This is a genomic window from Streptomyces sp. 130, from assembly GCF_007096885.1.
Taxonomy (GTDB): domain Bacteria; phylum Actinomycetota; class Actinomycetes; order Streptomycetales; family Streptomycetaceae; genus Streptomyces.
Map to the genome: position 1 here is coordinate 49047 of NZ_VJNO01000008.1, position 17978 is coordinate 67024.

Sequence of the window (17978 nt, forward strand, 5' to 3'; positions counted from 1 at the left end):
GCGGTCACCCCGAGACCGCGGCCTTGGCGGCCATCGCCGCCCCCACGATCCCCGCGTTGTTCTGGAGCTCCGCCGGGACCATCTCCGCCCGTACGTGTTCGATCAGGGGCAGGAACTTGTCGGCCTTGCGGCTGATTCCGCCGCCGATGATGAACAGTTCGGGCGAGAACAGCATCTCGACGTGGGCCAGGTACTTCTGGACCCGGCGGGCCCAGTGGTGCCAGCCCAGGTCCTCGTCCTCCTTGGCCTTCGTGGAGGCGTGCTTCTCGGCGTCGTGGCCGCCCAGCTCCAGGTGGCCCAGCTCCGTGTTGGGGACGAGCCCGCCGTCGATGAAGAGCGCGCTGCCGATCCCCGTACCGAAGGTCAGCATGATCACCGTGCCCTTGCGGCCCCGGCCCGCGCCGAACGTCATCTCGGCGACGCCCGCCGCGTCCGCGTCGTTGAGCACGGTGACGGGGAGGCCCAGCCTGTCGCCGAGGAGCGTGCGGGCGTCCTGGCCGATCCAGCCCTTGTCGACGTTGGCCGCGGTGCGGGTGAAGCCGCCCGTGACGACGCCCGGGAAGGTGATCCCCACCGGGCCCTTCCAGTCGAAGTGGCCGACGACCTCGGCCACGCACCCGGCCACGTCCTCGGGCGTCGCCGGGTGCGGTGTCAGTACTTTGTGGCGCTCCCGCGCCAGGTCTCCGCGGTCCAGGTCCACGGGAGCGCCCTTGATCCCGGATCCGCCGATGTCCACGCCGAAGATCTCCATGTGATCCACGGTACGGGCACCGGCGCGCGCTCACTCCCGGAACGGCACGCGCAGGCCCCGGACTACTCGCCCTTCAGGGCCGCCGCCTCCGCGCGCAGGTCGCGGCGCAGCTCCTTGGGCAGCGAGAAGACGATCGACTCCTCGGCGGCCTTCACGATCTCGACGTCCTCAAAACCCCGCTCGGCCAGCCACGCCAGCACGCCGTCGACCAGCACCTCGGGCACGGAGGCCCCGGAGGTGACGCCGACCGTGGAGACGCCGTCCAGCCACGCCTCGTCGATCTCGTCGGCGCCGTCGACCAGGTGGGAGGCGCCCGCGCCCGCGCCGAGGGCGACCTCGACCAGGCGGACCGAGTTGGAGGAGTTCTTCGAGCCGACGACGATCACCAGGTCCGCGTCGGCGCCCATCTGCTTCACCGCGGTCTGGCGGTTCTGCGTGGCGTAGCAGATGTCGTCGCTCGGCGGCGAGATCAGCAGCGGGAACTTCTCCTTGAGCGCGCCGACCGTCTCCATGGTCTCGTCCACGGAGAGGGTGGTCTGGGAGAGCCAGACGACCTTCGACGGGTCGCGCACCTCGACGTTGGCGACGTCCTCGGGGCCGTCGACCAGGGTGATGTGGTCGGGGGCCTCGCCGGAGGTGCCGATGACCTCCTCGTGGCCCTCGTGGCCGATCAGGAGGATGTCGAAGTCCTCCTGGGCGAAGCGCACGGCCTCCTTGTGGACCTTGGTGACCAGCGGGCAGGTCGCGTCGATCGTGGCGAGCTTCCGCTCGGCGGCCTCCTGGTGCACGGTCGGGGCGACGCCGTGCGCGGAGAACATCACGATCGAGCCCTCGGGGACCTCCGCCGTCTCGTCGACGAAGATCGCCCCCTTCTTCTCCAGGGTCTGTACGACGTACTTGTTGTGGACGATCTCGTGGCGCACGTAGACCGGGGAGCCGTACTGCTCCAGGGCCTTCTCCACGGCGATCACGGCACGGTCCACGCCCGCGCAGTAGCCACGGGGAGCGGCGAGGAGGACGCGTCGGGGGGTCGTAGCAGTCATGCGTCCCATCGTAAGGCCGTATCGGACGGGCGCGGGGGGCAGCAGGTCGGGAGACTGATCTTGACGCGACCGATGGAGGGCTCATGGCCGACGGCGGTACGGCACCCCGCAGCGAAGGTTCCACGGAGAGGGCCCGGCTCCGGCGGACCCTCGGGTTCCGGGATCTGGTGGTCTACGGGCTGCTCTTCATCGCTCCCATGGCCCCCGTCGGCGTGTTCGGGACGCTGGACGCGAAGTCGGACGGGGCGGTCGCGCTGGTGTACGTCGCCGCGACCGTCGTGATGGCGTTCACCGCGTTCAGTTACGCGCAGATGGTGCGGGTCGCCCCGATGGCCGGGTCGGTGTTCGCGTACGCCCGCAAGGGGCTCGGCGAGGGGCCGGGGTTCATCGCCGGGTGGATGGCGATGCTGGACTACCTGCTGATCCCGGCGGTGGCGTACCTCTTCTCGGGGATCGCGATGAACTCGCTGGTCCCGGGTGTCTCGCGGTGGGTGTGGACGGCGCTCGCGGTGGTCGTGACGACGCTGCTCAACCTGTGGGGCGTGCGGGCCGCCGCCCGGGTCGGTTTCGCGGTGCTGGCGATGGAGATCGTGGTGCTGCTGGTGTTCGTGGTGTCCGCCGTGGTGGTGCTCGTACGGGACGGGGCGCAGCGCGGCTGGCTGTCGCCGCTCACCGGGGACTCCGGGTTCTCCACGACGGCGGTGCTGGGCGCGGTGTCGGTGGCGGTGCTGTCGTATCTGGGGTTCGACGCCATCGCGTCGTTCGCCGAGGAGGTGACGGGCGGCTCGGCGCAGGTGGCGCGGGCGGTGCTGTTCTGCCTGGTGCTCGCGGGGACGCTGTTCGTGGCGCAGGCGTATCTGGCCGCCCTGCTGGAGCCGATGACCTCGGCGCAGCTGACCGCCGATCCGGGGGCGCAGGGCTCGGCGTTCTACGACACGGTGGACGCCGCCGTGGGGACCTGGCTGCACGATCTGGTGGCGGTGAGCAAGGCGGTCGGGGCGGCGTTCGCGGCGCTGGCGGGGCAGGCGGCGGCCGGCCGGCTGCTGTTCGCGATGGCCCGTGAGCGGCGGCTGCCGGGGCTGCTGGCGCGGGTCGATCCGCGTTCCGGGGTGCCGAGGACGGCGATCCTGATCGCGGCCGTGGTGACGCTGGTGGCGGCGGTGTGGGCGGCGCGGCGCGACGACGGGCTCGACCACCTGGTCTCGATCGTGGACATCGGGGCGCTGACGGCGTTCGTGCTGCTGCACGCGTCGGTGGTCGGCTGGTTCGTGGTGCGGCGGATGGAGGGGGAGCCGAGCTGGTGGCGGCATCTGGTGGTGCCGGTGGTGGGCGCGGGGGTGCTGGTCGCGGTGATCGTGGAGGCGACGGGAAGCGCCCAGGTGGTGGGCGCCTGCTGGCTGGCCGTGGGTCTCGTGGTGGTCCTGGCACAGCGGGGACGACGGGGCGTGGCCGCGTAGGGCCTGGACGGGGTCTGGGGTCAGCGGGGCGGGGCCGCGTAGGGCCTGGACGGGGTCTGGGGTCAGCCGCGCGGGGCCGCGTAGGGCCTGGACGGGGTCTGGGGTCAGCCGCGCGGGGCCGCGTAGGGCCTGGCGTCAGCGGTCAGCGGGGCGGGGCCGCGTGTGCCGGGGCGGGTTCCGTTGTCGGTGCCGGCCGTTACGCTCGCTCGCATGGCTCTGAACACTTCTCCGGAAGCCCCGCTGCCCGTCGGTGACGTGTCGCGGCTCATCGGCGGCTGGATCGACCGGCTCGGTTCGGTCTGGGTCGAGGGCCAGATCACTCAGCTGTCCCGGCGGCCCGGGGCCGGGGTGGTGTTCCTGACGCTGCGCGACCCGTCGCACGACGTGTCGGTGAGCGTGACGTGCTTCCGGCAGGTCTTCGACCGGATCGCCGACGTCGTCTCGGAGGGCGCGCGGGTCGTCGTCCTCGCCAAGCCCGAGTGGTACGCCCCCCGGGGGCAGCTGTCGCTGCGGGCGACGGAGATACGGCCGGTCGGCATCGGCGAGCTGCTGGTCCGGCTGGAGCAGCTGAAGAAGTCGCTGGCCGCCGAGGGGCTCTTCGCCCTGGACCGGAAGAGGCCGCTGCCCTTCCTGCCCCAGCTGATCGGCCTGGTCTGCGGCCGGGCCTCGGCGGCCGAGCGCGACGTCCTGGAGAACGCCCGCCGCCGGTGGCCCGCCGTCCGCTTCGAGGTCCGCAACACCGCCGTGCAGGGGGTGCACGCGGTGAACCAGGTCGTGCGGGCGGTCAAGGAGCTGGACGGCATCCCGGACGTGGACGTGATCGTCGTGGCGCGCGGCGGCGGCAGCGTCGAGGACCTGCTGCCGTTCTCGGACGAGGAGCTGATCCGTACGGTCGCGGCCTGTCGTACGCCGGTGGTCTCGGCGATCGGGCACGAGCCGGACTCCCCGCTGCTCGACCTCGTCGCGGACGTGCGGGCGTCGACGCCCACGGACGCGGCGAAGAAGGTCGTCCCGGACGTGGGCGAGGAGCTGGACCGGGTGCGGCAGCTGCGCGACCGGTCGCTGCGCACGGTGCGCGGGCTGCTCGACCGGGAGGAGCGCGGCCTGGCCCACGCCCTGGGGCGGCCCTGCATGGAGCACCCCCAGCGGATGGTGGACGAGCGCGAGGCGGACGTCGACGCGCTGGCCGGGCGCGCCCGGCGGGTGCTGGGCCATCTGCTGGACCGGGCCGATTCGGAGCTGGCCCACACCCGGGCCCGGGTGCTCGCGCTGTCGCCCGCCGCGACCCTGGAGCGTGGTTACGCGGTGCTCCAGCGCGCCGACGGGCACGTGGTCCGGGAGCCCTCGGACGCGGGCGGGGCCGGGGAGACGCTGCGGGCCCGGGTGTCGGGGGGCGAGTTCGCGGTGCGGGTCGCGGAACAGCGGCCCCCGGGGTCTGCGCACAGGCCGGACGGGGGCCGGACGGATGACGACGCATAAGGTGGAGGACATGACGGACGACGGGACGGCGCCCGCCGCCGCGACGGGCCCGCTGGGCTACGAGCAGGCGCGCGACGAGCTGATCGAGGTGGTGCGCCGGCTGGAGGCGGGCGGGACCTCGCTGGAGGAGTCCCTCGCGCTCTGGGAGCGCGGCGAGGAGCTGGCGAAGGTGTGCCGGCACTGGCTGGAGGGCGCCCGCGCCCGGCTCGACGCCGCGCTGGCGGGCCCGGCACAGGACGAGGAGTAGCCGCTTGTTCCGGCTCTCCGGGTGAGCCTCCCCACTCCCGGTTTAGTTGAACATTAATGCACTTTCGCCGTACGGTGATCGTCGTGGCCGGACCGTCCGCGTCCGTGGCCCGATCCCCCCCGTGTACGTCCGGAAGGTAATACGCCCGATGTCCCTCGTTCTTGACCCCGCCGCCCAGGACCTCCTCTTCCGCGAGGCCCGCACCGCCAACACGTTCACCGACGAGCCGGTGACGGACGAGCAGGTCCAGGCCATCTACGACCTGGTCAAGTACGGCCCGACCGCCTTCAACCAGTCGCCGCTGCGCGTCGTGCTGGTGCGCTCCGACGAGGCCCGCGCGCGCCTGGTCCAGCACATGGCCGAGGGCAACCAGCCCAAGACCTCGACCGCGCCGCTGGTCGCGATCCTGGCCGCGGACAACGAGTTCCACGAGGAGCTGCCGGCCCTGCTGCCGCACTTCCCGCAGGCCAAGGAGATGTTCTTCTCGGAGCGCCCGGTCCGCGAGTCCGCCGCCTCGCTGAACGCCGCCCTGCAGGCCGCGTACTTCATCATCGGCGTCCGCGCCGCCGGCCTGGCCGCCGGCCCGATGACCGGTTACGACGCCGCGGGCATCGAGAAGGAGTTCCTGGACGGCGACCACAGCGTCCTGATGGTCGTCAACATCGGCAAGCCGGGCGAGGACGCCTGGTTCCCGCGCCTGCCGCGCCTGGCGTTCGACGAGGTCGTCAAGACCGTCTGAGCCGTCAGGACCGTCTGAGCCGCGGCCGTCGCGCACGGCCGGCCTGTACACGGGGAAGGCCCCGGAGCACTCGCTCCGGGGCCTTCCCCGTATCCGTGGCACCACCCGGCGGTCAGGACGTCTTCAGCGCCGCCGCCATCTCCGCCAGCCGCTCCGGCGGGGCCGAGCCGGTCACCACCGTCGTGGCGCCCTTCTCCTCGCGCACCAGCGCGTCGTACTTCGGGCCCTCCCAGCGCTGCCAGGTCCGCCCGGCGACCTCCTGGGTGCGCCCGGTGTCCTCGGCCTCCTGGCTCACCTGGGTGATGTAGGACTTCGCCGGGGCGGTGGACTGCTCCACCGCGACGTACTTGCCGTCCGGGTCGAGGAAGCCCAGGTGCCAGCTGTTGCCCTCGTCCCGCTCGTACGTGACCGAGGTGGGCTTCCAGCCCGCGGGCAGGCCGTCGGGGGCCGCCACCGGGTACGGGGCGGCGCGCCGCGCGGTCAGGAGCTCGACGCGGTAGTCGACCGCCTTGACCGGGTCGGCCTTGTCGTCGTGCGGGATGAAGACGTAGACGACACCCGCCACGGCGGCGATCGCCAACAACGACAGGATCATGTCCCGCACGGTCTGCTTGCCTTGCTTGCTTGCCACACCCCCATCGTCGCATCAGCCTCCATGCGTCCGAACCGGGGGCCACCCCCGCTCAAACGTGACCCGCTCTGCTCATTTTATCGGCCTGCGGTTAGAGTCAGATCACCCTCATCCGGTCGTCGCCGTACAGAAAGGTGCGCTCCGATGTCCGAACATCATCTGCCGTCCCAGCTGGAGGTCTCCCCGGAGGCCCCCGACCGCAACCTAGCCCTGGAGCTGGTCCGGGTCACCGAGGCCGCCGCCATGGCCGCCGGGCGCTGGGTCGGCCGCGGGGACAAGATCGGGGCCGACGGCGCCGCCGTGAACGCCATGCGGACCCTCGTGTCCACGGTGTCCATGAACGGCGTGGTCGTCATCGGTGAGGGCGAGAAGGACGAGGCGCCCATGCTGTTCAACGGCGAGCACGTCGGGGACGGCACCGGGCCCGAGGTGGACATCGCCGTCGACCCCATCGACGGCACGACCCTCAACGCCAAGGGCATGCCGAACGCGATCGCCGTCCTGGCCGCCGCGGACCGGGGCGCGATGTTCGACCCGTCCGCCGTCTTCTACATGGACAAGCTGGTCACCGGCCCGGAGGCGGCCGACTTCGTGGACATCAACGCCCCCGTCTCGGCGAACATCCGCCGGGTCGCCCGGGCGAAGAACTCCACGCCCGAGGACGTCACCGTCGTCGTCCTGGACCGCCCGCGCCACGACGGCATCGTCAAGGAGATCCGGGAGACCGGCGCCCGCATCAAGTTCATCTCCGACGGCGACGTGGCCGGCTCGATCATGGCCGCCCGCGAGGGCACCGGCGTGGACCTGCTCATGGGCATCGGCGGCACGCCCGAGGGGATCATCTCGGCCTGCGCCATAAAGTGCCTCGGCGGCGTCATCCAGGGCAAGCTCTGGCCGAAGGACGAGGCCGAGCGGCGGCGCGCCCTGGACGCCGGACACGACCTGGACCGTGTGCTGTCCACGGACGACCTGGTCAGCGGGGACAACGTGTTCTTCGTGGCGACCGGGATCACCGACGGCGAGCTGATGCGCGGGGTGCGCTACCGCTCGGAGACGGCGACCACGGAGTCCATCGTCATGCGGTCCAAGTCCGGCACCATCCGGACGATCAACTCCACCCACCGGCTGTCGAAGCTGCGGGCGTACAGCGCCATCGACTTCGACCGCGCGAAGTAGCACCGCGCACCCGACGGAAGAGGCGCCCCCCATGTGCGGTGGGGGCGCCTCTTCGTACGTACGGACACGGGGTCCGGCGGCCGGCTCAGCCCGCGGCCTTCAGCTCCACGTCGCGCCGTCTGCGCCGGGCCAGCGCCACGCGGCGCTCGGCGGCCGTGAGACCGCCCCACACCCCGTAGGGCTCGGGCTGCATCAGGGCGTGCTCGCGGCACTCCACCATCACGGGACAGCGCGCGCAGACCCGCTTCGCGGACTCCTCGCGCGAGAGCCGGGCGGCGGTCGGCTCCTTCGACGGGGCGAAGAACAGCCCGGCCTCGTCCCGGCGGCACACCGCCTCCGAATGCCAGGGCCCTGCCTGGTCCTCCCGAGCGGGGACCCGCTGCGGGGGGACGGCGGCGACCTGCAGGGGCTGATGCGGCAGTTGCAGCACGGTCCACTCCTGACGACGGCTTCGCGAGCGAGAGACGATGCAGCAGTCCCTACCCGCTGTGCGTGCGCCTATGCACTGAGTGGCACTCAGGTCCGTTCCGCGCATTTGCGGTCGAGTCCCTTTTCGGCCCGGGCGAATATGCCGCGCGCCGGGGCCGAAAGAGCGTCAGTGGCCGAGGTGTTTGCGCAGCCGGTCCTGCAGGTCCGCGATGAACTTGCCGCGTTTCGGCTTCGCCTCGACGCTGCCGAACACCGAATACCCGTTGACGACGACCACCGGCGCCTCCGGGTCGGCCGATTCCAGCGTGCGGACTTCGAAACTGCCGAAAACGCCCGTCCCGCTGCCGCGCATCGAAATGTTCTCGGGGACCCGGATCTCCACGCTGCCGAAGACCGATGTCGCGTTGATGACGGTGAGACGCTGTCCGAAAAGCGCCTCCGTCAGGTCGATTTCCACACTGCCGAACAGTGAGAAGGCGTTCGTGCGGGCGCCCACCCGCCACCGGCCCTTGCGGGTCGAGCTGCTGAAGATCGCGACGAGGTTGTCGGCGGGGCCGGCCGCGGGCCCGGGGTCGTGCGCGTAAGGCGTGCCCGCGGCGGCCCTGGGGGCGCCGCCCGGCGCCGGGAGGTCCCGTACGAGCGGTTCGAGCTCGCCGACGGTCTTGGCGCGGTAGACGGAATCGACCCGCTCCGCGTGCTCGTCGGCGGTCAGCCGGCCCTCGGCCAGCGCCTCCCGCAGGATGTCCGCGATCCGGTCGCGGTCCGCGTCGGAGGCACGGATGGCGTCGGTGTCCGCCGGCGCGGCGGGCTGCTGGGGCTGCTTGTCGAGGTCCACCGCCCCAGCGTACCGAAACGCGATAGATCGCGACAGAGGCGGTGAGCCCTACCTCACAGGCCCGCCGCTCCCGGCGCGTCCTACCCTGGTGGGTGCGCTGTCCAAGGGTGCCAGCCACTGTCTGCCGAGTGAGGAATGGCCGTAATGCCAGAGTTTGCGTACTCCGATCTGCTCCCTCTGGGAGAGGACACCACGCCCTACCGTCTGGTCACCGCCGAGGGTGTGTCCACCTTCGAGGCCGACGGGCGTACGTTCCTCAAGGTCGAGCCGGAGGCGCTGCGCACCCTGGCCGCCGAAGCCATGCACGACATCTCGCACTATCTGCGCCCCGCGCACCTGGCGCAGCTGCGGCGGATCGTGGACGACCCGGAAGCCTCCTCCAACGACAAGTTCGTCGCGCTCGACCTGCTGAAGAACGCGAACATCGCCGCGGCGGGCGTCCTGCCGATGTGCCAGGACACCGGCACCGCGATCGTCATGGGCAAGCGCGGGCAGAACGTGCTGACCGAGGGCGGTGACGAGGAGGCCCTGTCGCGCGGCATCTTCGACGCCTACACCAAGCTGAACCTGCGCTACTCGCAGATGGCCCCGCTGAACATGTGGGAGGAGAAGAACACCGGCTCCAACCTGCCCGCGCAGATCGAGCTGTACGCCACCGACGGCGGCGCGTACAAGTTCCTCTTCATGGCCAAGGGCGGCGGCTCGGCCAACAAGTCCTTCCTCTTCCAGGAGACCAAGGCCGTCCTCAACGAGGCGTCCATGATGAAGTTCCTGGAGGAGAAGATCCGGTCGCTGGGCACCGCGGCCTGCCCGCCGTACCACCTGGCGATCGTCGTCGGCGGTACGTCCGCCGAGTTCGCGCTGAAGACCGCGAAGTACGCCTCCGCGCACTACCTGGACGAGCTGCCCGCCGAGGGCTCCCCCACCGGGCACGGCTTCCGCGACAAGGAGCTGGAGGAGAAGGTCTTCGAGCTGACGCAGAAGATCGGCATCGGGGCGCAGTTCGGCGGCAAGTACTTCTGCCACGACGTCCGCGTGGTGCGCCTGCCCCGGCACGGCGCCTCGCTGCCCGTCGCCATCGCCGTGTCCTGCTCGGCGGACCGCCAGGCCACCGCGAAGATCACCGCCGAGGGCGTCTTCCTGGAGCAGCTGGAGAAGGACCCGGCCCGCTTCCTGCCGGACACCACCGACGAGCAGCTCGACACCGAGGGCGACGTCGTCCGGATCGACCTGAACCGGCCGATGGACGAGATCCTCGCGGAGCTGACCAAGTACCCGGTCAAGACCCGGCTCTCGCTGACCGGTCCGCTGGTCGTGGCGCGCGACATCGCGCACGCCAAGATCAAGGAGCGCCTGGACGCGGGCGAGGAGATGCCGCAGTACCTGAAGGACCACCCGGTCTACTACGCGGGTCCGGCGAAGACCCCCGAGGGTTACGCCTCCGGCTCCTTCGGCCCGACGACGGCCGGCCGCATGGACAGCTACGTCGCGCAGTTCCAGGCGGCGGGCGGCTCCAAGGTGATGCTGGCGAAGGGCAACCGCTCCAAGCAGGTCACCGACGCGTGCGGTGAGCACGGCGGCTTCTACCTCGGCTCGATCGGCGGCCCGGCGGCCCGGCTCGCGCAGGACTGCATCAAGAAGGTCGAGGTCGTCGAGTACGAGGAGCTGGGCATGGAGGCGGTCTGGCGGATCGAGGTGGAGGACTTCCCCGCGTTTGTCGTCGTGGACGACAAGGGCAACGACTTCTTCACCGAGCCCGCCCCGGCGCCCACGTTCACCAGCATCCCGGTGCGCGGCCCGGGCCTGAGCTAGCACGGAGCGCCGAACGTTGCGAGCGACGGGCTCGGTGAGCGGTGAGCGGCCGGCTCGGCACGCGTACGCGGCCAGTCCGGCGCGCGGTGAGCGGCCGGCTGGGATGCGGTGAGCGGCCGGCTCGGCGTGCGGTGAGCGGCCGGCTCGGCGCGCGGTACGCGGTACGCGGCCAGCTCGGCACGCCGTAAGCGCTCGCACCGTTTTTCGCTGGCCGGGTACGCGGTCTCCTCGTGCGGCACCGTCCTGCACACGGTGGCGTTGTGCGGCTGCCTGCCCGAGGTGGCGGGCGAGGAGCGGCGTACCCGGGTGCGCTCGTCGTAGTGACGGGCGTGCGCCGGGGACGGTGGCGGGCTGCTTCGCCTCGGCCGGTGCGGGTAGGGGCGCGCCGGGGGAAGCGTCCGTGTGCGAGGCCGGGCCCCCGGGCGGAGGCCCTTCGCGTCCGCCCGTCCGTCGCTGCCCGCACTCCGCCGCGCTGGACGACGCGCACCCCGCGCTGTCCGTCAGCGCGTTCCGGTACCGGTGGGCGGTCGGCGACATCGTGGCGCAGCAGGTGCTCCAGCCCCACGGGCGCCGCACCGGCCGGTCCGTGGGCGCGGCCGGCCCCGGCGCCTGCGTGACGTCGGCGGCGTTCATCCCGGCGTCCGCCGGGTCCCGGCGGCGGGCGCGACGGACGGCCTGACCGAGGTCTCGTACGCCTCACCCCTCCAGCCCCTGCCGGCCCAACCCCGGAAGCGCCCCCCTCCAGACTGTCCCCGACAGCAACCCCGGAACACTTCGGCGCACTCCCGGTCACCGGCTCATCGCACCCAGGCCGGACGCCCGGCCACGGCGCCCGGCGCAAGGTCCGGGGCCCCTACACGTACATCGAGAATCAGCCAATCTCGCGCGAGCGCCACGGCGCCCGGGCGGCGGCGTCGGCCGGGCCCGCGAGGACCCGGCACGGACCGGGGCGGGGCCACGGACGCCCGTCCGGTCTCCGCGGCGCCCCGCAGCGCACCGCCGCTTTCGCGCACCGGGCCGTCCGCCGGGCTTGCGGGGGACCACGCGAATGCGGTGGGTTGTCCGGCGTTGCCGGAGAACTCCGCACCGCCGGGCGGCCGGCCCGGTGCCATCGCCGGACACGGGCCCGCCCCCACGGGCCCGCCGACGTCCACGCCCCTGCCGACCCCCGCCCCTCGCCGCACGGCCGCCATCACCCGTGCGGCTGTCCGAACCCGCACGGCCGTCCGAACCCCGGGTGGCCGCGCCGCCCCTCACCGTCCCACTCCGGAAAGGCGGACACCGCATGACGCCGGTCCCCCACCGCAGCCATGCCGACGACCTGCTCTCCTTCATCGCCGCGAGCCCCTCCCCGTACCACGCCGTGGCGAGCGCGGCCCAGCGGCTGGAGAAGGCGGGCTTCCGTGAACTGCGCGGAACCGACGACTGGACGGGCACCACCGGCGGCGCGTTCGTCGTCAACGGGGGCGCCCTGATCGCCTGGTACGTTCCCGAGTCGCTGCCCGCCCACACCCCCTTCCGCATCGTCGGCACGCACACCGACTCGCCGAACCTGCGGGTCAAGCCGACGCCCGACACGAGCTCGGCGGGCTGGCGCCAGGTCGCGGTGGAGATCTACGGCGGGGTGCCGCTCAACACCTGGCTCGACCGCGACCTGGGCATCTCCGGCCGGCTGGCGCTGCGCGCACCGGGCGGCGGGACCGAGTCGCGGCTCGTGCAGATCGACGAGCCGCTGCTGCGGGTGCCCCAGCTGGCGATCCACCTGGACCGCACCGTCAACGACGGGCTCGCCCTGGACCGGCAGCGCCACATCGCGCCCGTCTGGTCGCTCGGCCCGGCCGACGAGGGCGCGCTGCTGCGCCGGGTCGCGGCGGCGGCCGAGGCGGAACCGGGCGACGTACTGGGCTGGGACCTGATGCTGCACGACGTGCAGCCGCCCGGCTATCTGGGCGCGGAGCGGGAGTTCCTGGTGTCGTCCCGGCTGGACAATCTGGTGTCGGTGCACGCCGGGGTCACCGCGCTGACGGCCGCGGCGACGGCCGACGAGCCGCCGGCGTACATCCCGGTGCTGGCGGCCTTCGACCACGAGGAGGTCGGCAGCGGCTCGGACACGGGGGCGCAGAGCCCGATGCTGGAGCGGGTGCTGAGCCGTTCCGTCTCGGCCCGCGGGGGCAGCACGGAGGACTGGTCGCGGGCGCTGGCCGGGGCGTACTGCGTCTCGGCGGACATGGCGCACGCGGTGCACCCCAACTACGCGGAGCGCCACGACCCGGGCCACCAGCCGCTGCCGAACGGCGGCCCGACGGTCAAGGTCAACGTCAATCAGCGGTACGCCACCGATTCGACCGGGATCGCCGTGTTCGCCTCGGCCTGCGAGCGGGCGGGCGCGCCGTGGCAGCCGTTCGTCTCCAACAACGCGATGCCGTGCGGCACGTCGATCGGCCCGCTCACGGCGGCCCGGCTCGGTGTGCCGACGGTCGACGTGGGGGTCCCGGGCCTCTCGATGCACTCGGCCCGCGAACTGTGCGGGGCGCGGGACCCGGGACATCTGGCGTCGATCATGACGGCTTTCGTGACGTCCGCGTAAGGGCCGGGGGTACGGGGAAGAGCGGCGCGGGCCCTTCCCCGTACCCGCGTCCGAGGCGGCGCGCGCGGCGCTGCTTCGCCGTGCCGTCGCGGGGGCGCGGCCCCGGCGGGCCGTGGGCGCCGCGCCGCAGAGGTTCCGCGCTCGGCGGCGCTCGTCCCCTTCCCCTCGGCGGTTACCCTCGGCGAGTACTGGCCGGTGAGGGCCTGGGGAAGGCTGCGGGCCGGACCGGCACGAGCCTCCGCCTCGGTCACCGCCACCGGCCGAGCGGCTTCAAGGAGGTTGAACGATGACGGATCAGGGAACGGCCGAGGGCTACCGCGTCGAGCACGACTCGATGGGCGAGGTCAGGGTCCCCGCCGACGCGAAGTGGCGCGCCCAGACCCAGCGCGCCGTGGAGAACTTCCCGGTCTCCGGCCAGCGCCTGGAGCGCGCCCACATCGAGGCCCTGGCCCGGATCAAGGCCGCCGCCGCCAAGGTCAACGCCGAACTGAAGGTCCTCGACCCGGACATCGCGGAGGCCGTCCAGGAGGCGGCCGGGGAGGTCGCGGAGGGGCGCTGGGACGCGCACTTCCCGGTCGACGTCTTCCAGACCGGTTCGGGCACCTCGTCGAACATGAACACCAACGAGGTCCTGGCCACCCTCGCCTCCGAGCGCCTGGGCCGCCCGGTCCACCCCAACGACCACGTCAACGCCTCGCAGTCGTCCAACGACGTGTTCCCCTCCTCGATCCACATCGCCGCCACCGCCGCGGTCACCGGCGACCTGATCCCCGCCCTGGACCACCTCGCCGCCGCCCTGGAGCGCAAGGCGCAGGAGTTCGCGACGGTGGTGAAGTCCGGACGGACCCACCTGATGGACGCCACGCCCGTCACCCTCGGCCAGGAGTTCGGGGGCTACGCCGCCCAGATCCGTCACGGCGTCGAGCGGCTGCGCGCCTCGCTCCCCCGGCTCGCCGAACTCCCCCTCGGCGGCACGGCCGTGGGCACCGGGATCAACACCCCGCCCGGCTTCTCCGCCGCCGTCATCGCCGAGGTGGCCCGCGTCACCGGGCTGCCGCTCACCGAGGCCCGCGACCACTTCGAGGCGCAGGGCGCCCGGGACGGCCTGGTGGAGACCTCGGGCCAGCTGCGCACCATCGGTGTCTCGCTCACCAAGATCTGCAACGACCTGCGCTGGATGGCGTCGGGACCGCGCACCGGCCTCGCCGAGATCTCCCTGCCCGACCTCCAGCCCGGCTCCTCGATCATGCCCGGCAAGGTCAACCCGGTCATCCCCGAGGCGGTCCTGATGGTCGCCGCTCAGGTGACCGGGAACGACGCCACCGTCGCCGCCGCGGGCGCCGCCGGGAACTTCGAGCTGAACGTCATGCTCCCGGTCATCGCGAAGAACCTGCTGGAGTCCGTACGGCTGCTCGCCAACGCCTCCCGGCTGCTCGCGGACCGCACGGTGGACGGGATCACCGCGCACGCCGAGCGGGCCAGGGAGTACGCCGAGTCCTCGCCGTCCGTCGTCACCCCGCTGAACAAGTACATCGGCTACGAGGAGGCGGCCAAGGTCGCCAAGAAGTCGCTCGCGGAACGCCGGACGATCCGTGAGGTCGTCCTCGAATCGGGCTATGTGGAGCGCGGAGACCTGACCGAGCAGCAGCTCGACGAGGCCCTGGACGTGCTGCGCATGACCCGCCCGTGACGGGCGCCGCCGTGCCGGGGAGGCCCGATCCGTAGGATCTGTCCATGACGGGTAGCGGAGAGACCGAGCGCTGGGCGCCGGGTGACCAGATTCTGTGGCGCTACCGGGGCAACGGCCCCCGGCGGCCGGATTCGGCCGCTCACGCGTTCCACATCTGCCGCCCGGTCACGGTCGTCCGGGACACCGAGGACCTGCTCGCGGTGTGGGTCGCGCCCGGCACCGAGTGCGTCAAGCCGGTCCTGGCGGACGGCACCGACGTGCACGCCGAACCGCTCGCCACCCGGTACACCGCCCCGCGCACGACGGCCCGTTCGCTCTGGCTGGGCAACGGCGTGCTGAAGCTGGCCAGGCCCGGCGACCCCTGGTCCGTCTGGCTGTTCTGGGAGCGCGGCTGGCAGTTCCGCAGCTGGTACGTGAATCTGGAGGAGCCGCGCACCAGGTGGGCGGGGGGCGTCGACTCCGAGGACCACTTCCTGGACATCTCCGTCTACCCGGACCGCAGCTGGCTCTGGCGCGACGAGGACGAGTTCGAGCAGGCCCAGCGGGTGGGCCTGATCACACCGGACACGGCGCGCCGGGTGCGCGAGGCGGGGCGCGCCGCGGTCGGGCTGATCCGCTCCTGGGGTTCGCCGTTCCGGGACGGCTGGGAGGACTGGCGGCCCGATCCGGCGTGGCGGGTGCCCGAACTCCCGGTCGACTGGGACCGCCGGCCGGACGGCTCGGACCGTACGGCTTCCGCCATGCCGTCGTGAGACCCTTGATGCACCCCAGGGGGGCAAACGTAGGATCGTCCCGAGGAGCGCGGCCAGGGCCTGTCCTGGATCCCAACCGGCAGGCGGGGTGCAGGACCTGACCGTACGTCATCGGCTCGTCGCGCGGACCGCGTCCTCAGGGGCCGCATCGGCGTCACGAGGCGCACGAGTTGCCCGCACCGCATGAGCCACTACGAGGGGGTGGAGACGTGTCCGCCGAGCGCTGCCGTCCCCGCGGAAACGTTGTCACGGGCATCCTGACCGGACATCGCGTTTCGGCCCCGTACGGCGGGGAAGGCGATGTCAGCCGTTGTTATCGCCGCTCCTGCCGGGGCACAGTAGCGCCCCACAAGGTGATTGCCCCATACAACCGGCCCGGACGGACGGAATCCCACGCGTGACGGAGCACCCCACCTCCCACGAAGGCCGGCAGCCTCTCGCCGCCCGGCCGCAGGAACGCACCCGGCCGCGGCAGCGGGACGCCGCCGTGGCGGCCGCCGCGGCCGCCACGACGATCCCGGGACCCGCGAAGGGCCCCGCGACCGCGGCCCCCGACCCGCAGGCGGCGACGCGGCGCGAGGGCGACCGGCTGCGCTTCGTGGGGGCCGCGACCCGGCGGATCGCCCGGGGCATCGACCTGGACGAGATCGTGCTCGGGCTGTGCCGGGCCAGCGTGCCGACGTTCTCCGACGCCATACTCGTCTACCTCCGCGACCCGCTGCCCGTCGGCGACGAGCGGCCGGTCAACCCGTTCGTGCTGCGGCTGCGCCGTTCGGACCGGCTGCGGCTGACCGACGAGGAGCCGGAGAGCCTGTCGGAGACGGAGCGGCTGCGGCTGCCCGCCATCGACCCGCAGGCCGACCTGATGCCCGCCGCCGAGCTGTGCGAGGTGCAGGCCGGGAGCGCGCTCGCCGAGGTGCTGCGCGGGGTGCGGCCGGTCTTCGGCGACTCCGCGGCGGCCCGCGTCGCGCTGCCCGAACTGCTCGGCGCCGACCGGACGGTGCCGTCGGGCCACCGGGTGATCCTGGCCCCGCTGCGCGGCCGGCGGCGGGTGATCGGGGCGGCGGTCTTCCAGCGCGGCGCCGAGCGCCCGGCCTTCGAGGCCAACGACCTCCTGGTCGCCGCCCAGCTGGCCACGCACACCGCCCTCGGCATCGACAAGGCCGTGCTCTACGGGCGCGAGGCGTACATCGCGGACGAGCTCCAGCGCACGATGCTGCCCGACTCGCTTCCCCAGCCGACCGGCGTGAAACTCGCCTCGCGCTACCTCCCCGCCGCCGAGACGGCCCGGGTCGGCGGCGACTGGTACGACGCGATCCCGCTGCCCGGCAGCCGGGTCGCCCTGGTCGTCGGGGACGTCATGGGCCACTCCATGACCTCCGCCGCGATCATGGGCCAGCTGCGCACCACCGCGCAGACCCTGGCCGGCCTCGACCTGCCCCCGCAGGAGGTCCTGCACCACCTGGACGAGCAGGCGCAGCGCCTCGGCAGCGACCGCATGGCCACCTGCCTGTACGCGGTGTACGACCCCGTCGCGCACCGCATCACCGTCGCCAACGCGGGCCACCCGCCGCCCGTCCTGCTCCACCTGGGCGGTCGCGCCGAGGTCCTGCGGGTGCCCCCGGGCGCCCCGATCGGCGTCGGCGGAGTGGACTTCGAGGCCGTCGAGCTGGACGCACCGGCCGGTGCGACGCTGCTGCTGTACACCGACGGGCTGGTCGAGTCGCGGCTGCGGGACGTGTGGACGGGGATCGAGCTGCTGCGGGAACGGCTCGCCGCGACCGCCCGGCTGACCGGCCCGGACCACTCGCCGCCGCTGGAGGCGCTCTGCGACGACGTGCTGGACATGCTGGGCCCCGGTGACCGCGACGACGACATCGCGCTGCTCGCCGCCCGCTTCGACGGGATCGCGCCGAGCGACGTCGCCTACTGGTTCCTGGACCCGGACGAGTCCGCCCCCGGCCGGGCCCGCAGGCTGGCGCGCCGGGCGCTCGGCCGGTGGGGCCTGGACGAGCTGTCGGACTCGGTGGAGCTCCTGATCAGCGAGGTGGTCACCAACGCCGTGCGGTACGCGGAGCGCCCGGTCACCCTGCGGCTGCTGCGCACCGAGACGCTGCGCTGCGAGGTCGGCGACGACTCCCCGCAGCTGCCCCGGCAGCGCCGCGCCAAGGACATGGACGAGAACGGGCGCGGTCTGTTCCTGGTCAACCGGCTGGCCCGGCGGTGGGGCGCGACGCGCCTGTCGACGGGCAAGGTGGTGTGGTTCGAGATGCCGCTGCGCGGGTAGCGCCCGGCCCCGGGGAGACGCGAACGGGCGGTGTACGAGGCTCCTCCTCGTACACCGCCCGTT

The 17978-nt window shown here is 72.9% G+C and carries 16 protein-coding genes; 11 read left to right on the top strand and 5 right to left on the bottom strand.

The genetic code is table 11. The features are described from left to right. Positions 1-4 precede the first annotated feature (4 nt). Both ppgK and FKN01_RS09530 read right to left on the bottom strand, forming a co-directional pair. The gene (gene ppgK, locus FKN01_RS09525) at positions 5-751 is read right to left on the bottom strand and encodes a polyphosphate--glucose phosphotransferase (protein ID WP_143618510.1); all 747 of its coding nucleotides are present in this window, start codon (positions 749-751) and stop codon (positions 5-7) included. A 62-nt stretch (positions 752-813) separates the two neighbouring features. Further along, positions 814-1803: a 4-hydroxy-3-methylbut-2-enyl diphosphate reductase gene (locus FKN01_RS09530; RefSeq protein WP_398931669.1), complete on the bottom strand. Its 990-nt coding sequence runs from the start codon at positions 1801-1803 to the stop codon at positions 814-816. A 74-nt stretch (positions 1804-1877) separates the two neighbouring features. Between FKN01_RS09530 and FKN01_RS09535 the strand changes: the two genes are divergently transcribed. The 4 genes from FKN01_RS09535 to FKN01_RS09550 all read left to right on the top strand — a co-directional run bounded on the left by FKN01_RS09535 (position 1878) and on the right by FKN01_RS09550 (position 5716). Beyond that, positions 1878-3251 (top strand): APC family permease, encoded by a 1374-nt coding sequence (locus FKN01_RS09535; protein WP_143618514.1) that lies wholly within the window; start codon positions 1878-1880, stop codon positions 3249-3251. A 210-nt stretch (positions 3252-3461) separates the two neighbouring features. Further along, positions 3462-4730: an exodeoxyribonuclease VII large subunit gene (gene xseA / locus FKN01_RS09540; protein WP_143618516.1), complete on the top strand. Its 1269-nt coding sequence runs from the start codon at positions 3462-3464 to the stop codon at positions 4728-4730. Positions 4731-4740: 10 nt separating this feature from the next. Further along, positions 4741-4977 (top strand): exodeoxyribonuclease VII small subunit, encoded by a 237-nt coding sequence (locus FKN01_RS09545; RefSeq protein ID WP_143618518.1) that lies wholly within the window; start codon positions 4741-4743, stop codon positions 4975-4977. A gap of 148 nt (positions 4978-5125) precedes the next feature. Beyond that, positions 5126-5716: a malonic semialdehyde reductase gene (locus FKN01_RS09550; protein ID WP_143618520.1), complete on the top strand. Its 591-nt coding sequence runs from the start codon at positions 5126-5128 to the stop codon at positions 5714-5716. A gap of 112 nt (positions 5717-5828) precedes the next feature. Here the strand turns inward: FKN01_RS09550 and FKN01_RS09555 are convergent, their stop codons facing one another. Next, the gene (locus tag FKN01_RS09555; protein WP_143618522.1) at positions 5829-6347 is read right to left on the bottom strand and encodes a DUF4245 domain-containing protein; all 519 of its coding nucleotides are present in this window, start codon (positions 6345-6347) and stop codon (positions 5829-5831) included. Between the two features lie 144 nt (positions 6348-6491). Here FKN01_RS09555 and glpX point away from each other — a divergent pair, with 144 nt between their 5' ends. After that, on the top strand, positions 6492-7523 hold the full coding sequence (glpX, locus tag FKN01_RS09560) for a class II fructose-bisphosphatase (RefSeq protein ID WP_073862819.1): 1032 nt from the start codon (positions 6492-6494) through the stop codon (positions 7521-7523). Between the two features lie 85 nt (positions 7524-7608). On the opposite strand, the gene FKN01_RS09565 is transcribed toward glpX, so the two are convergent. Both FKN01_RS09565 and FKN01_RS09570 read right to left on the bottom strand, forming a co-directional pair. After that, positions 7609-7953: a WhiB family transcriptional regulator gene (locus FKN01_RS09565; protein WP_018519019.1), complete on the bottom strand. Its 345-nt coding sequence runs from the start codon at positions 7951-7953 to the stop codon at positions 7609-7611. Between the two features lie 165 nt (positions 7954-8118). Continuing rightward, complete coding sequence (locus FKN01_RS09570) at positions 8119-8787, bottom strand: DUF1707 domain-containing protein (protein WP_143618524.1); 669 nt, start codon at positions 8785-8787, stop codon at positions 8119-8121. A gap of 135 nt (positions 8788-8922) precedes the next feature. Between FKN01_RS09570 and FKN01_RS09575 the strand changes: the two genes are divergently transcribed. The 6 genes from FKN01_RS09575 (at position 8923) to FKN01_RS09600 (ending at position 17915) form a co-directional block, all read left to right on the top strand. After that, on the top strand, positions 8923-10599 hold the full coding sequence (locus tag FKN01_RS09575) for a fumarate hydratase (protein WP_143618526.1): 1677 nt from the start codon (positions 8923-8925) through the stop codon (positions 10597-10599). A gap of 400 nt (positions 10600-10999) precedes the next feature. Further along, the gene (locus FKN01_RS09580) at positions 11000-11278 is read left to right on the top strand and encodes a hypothetical protein (protein WP_260696832.1); all 279 of its coding nucleotides are present in this window, start codon (positions 11000-11002) and stop codon (positions 11276-11278) included. Positions 11279-11884: 606 nt separating this feature from the next. Then, positions 11885-13186, top strand: a complete 1302-nt coding sequence (locus FKN01_RS09585) for a M18 family aminopeptidase (RefSeq protein ID WP_143618528.1) — start codon at positions 11885-11887, stop codon at positions 13184-13186. Positions 13187-13472: 286 nt separating this feature from the next. Then, positions 13473-14876 carry an aspartate ammonia-lyase gene (locus tag FKN01_RS09590; RefSeq protein WP_143618530.1) on the top strand — a complete coding sequence of 468 codons (1404 nt, stop codon included), beginning with the start codon at positions 13473-13475 and terminating at the stop codon, positions 14874-14876. Positions 14877-14920: 44 nt separating this feature from the next. Further along, positions 14921-15628, top strand: coding sequence for a DUF402 domain-containing protein (locus tag FKN01_RS09595; RefSeq protein WP_143618532.1), 708 nt, complete (start codon positions 14921-14923; stop codon positions 15626-15628). A gap of 397 nt (positions 15629-16025) precedes the next feature. Beyond that, positions 16026-17915: an ATP-binding SpoIIE family protein phosphatase gene (locus FKN01_RS09600; RefSeq protein ID WP_143618534.1), complete on the top strand. Its 1890-nt coding sequence runs from the start codon at positions 16026-16028 to the stop codon at positions 17913-17915. Positions 17916-17978: the final 63 nt, after the last annotated feature.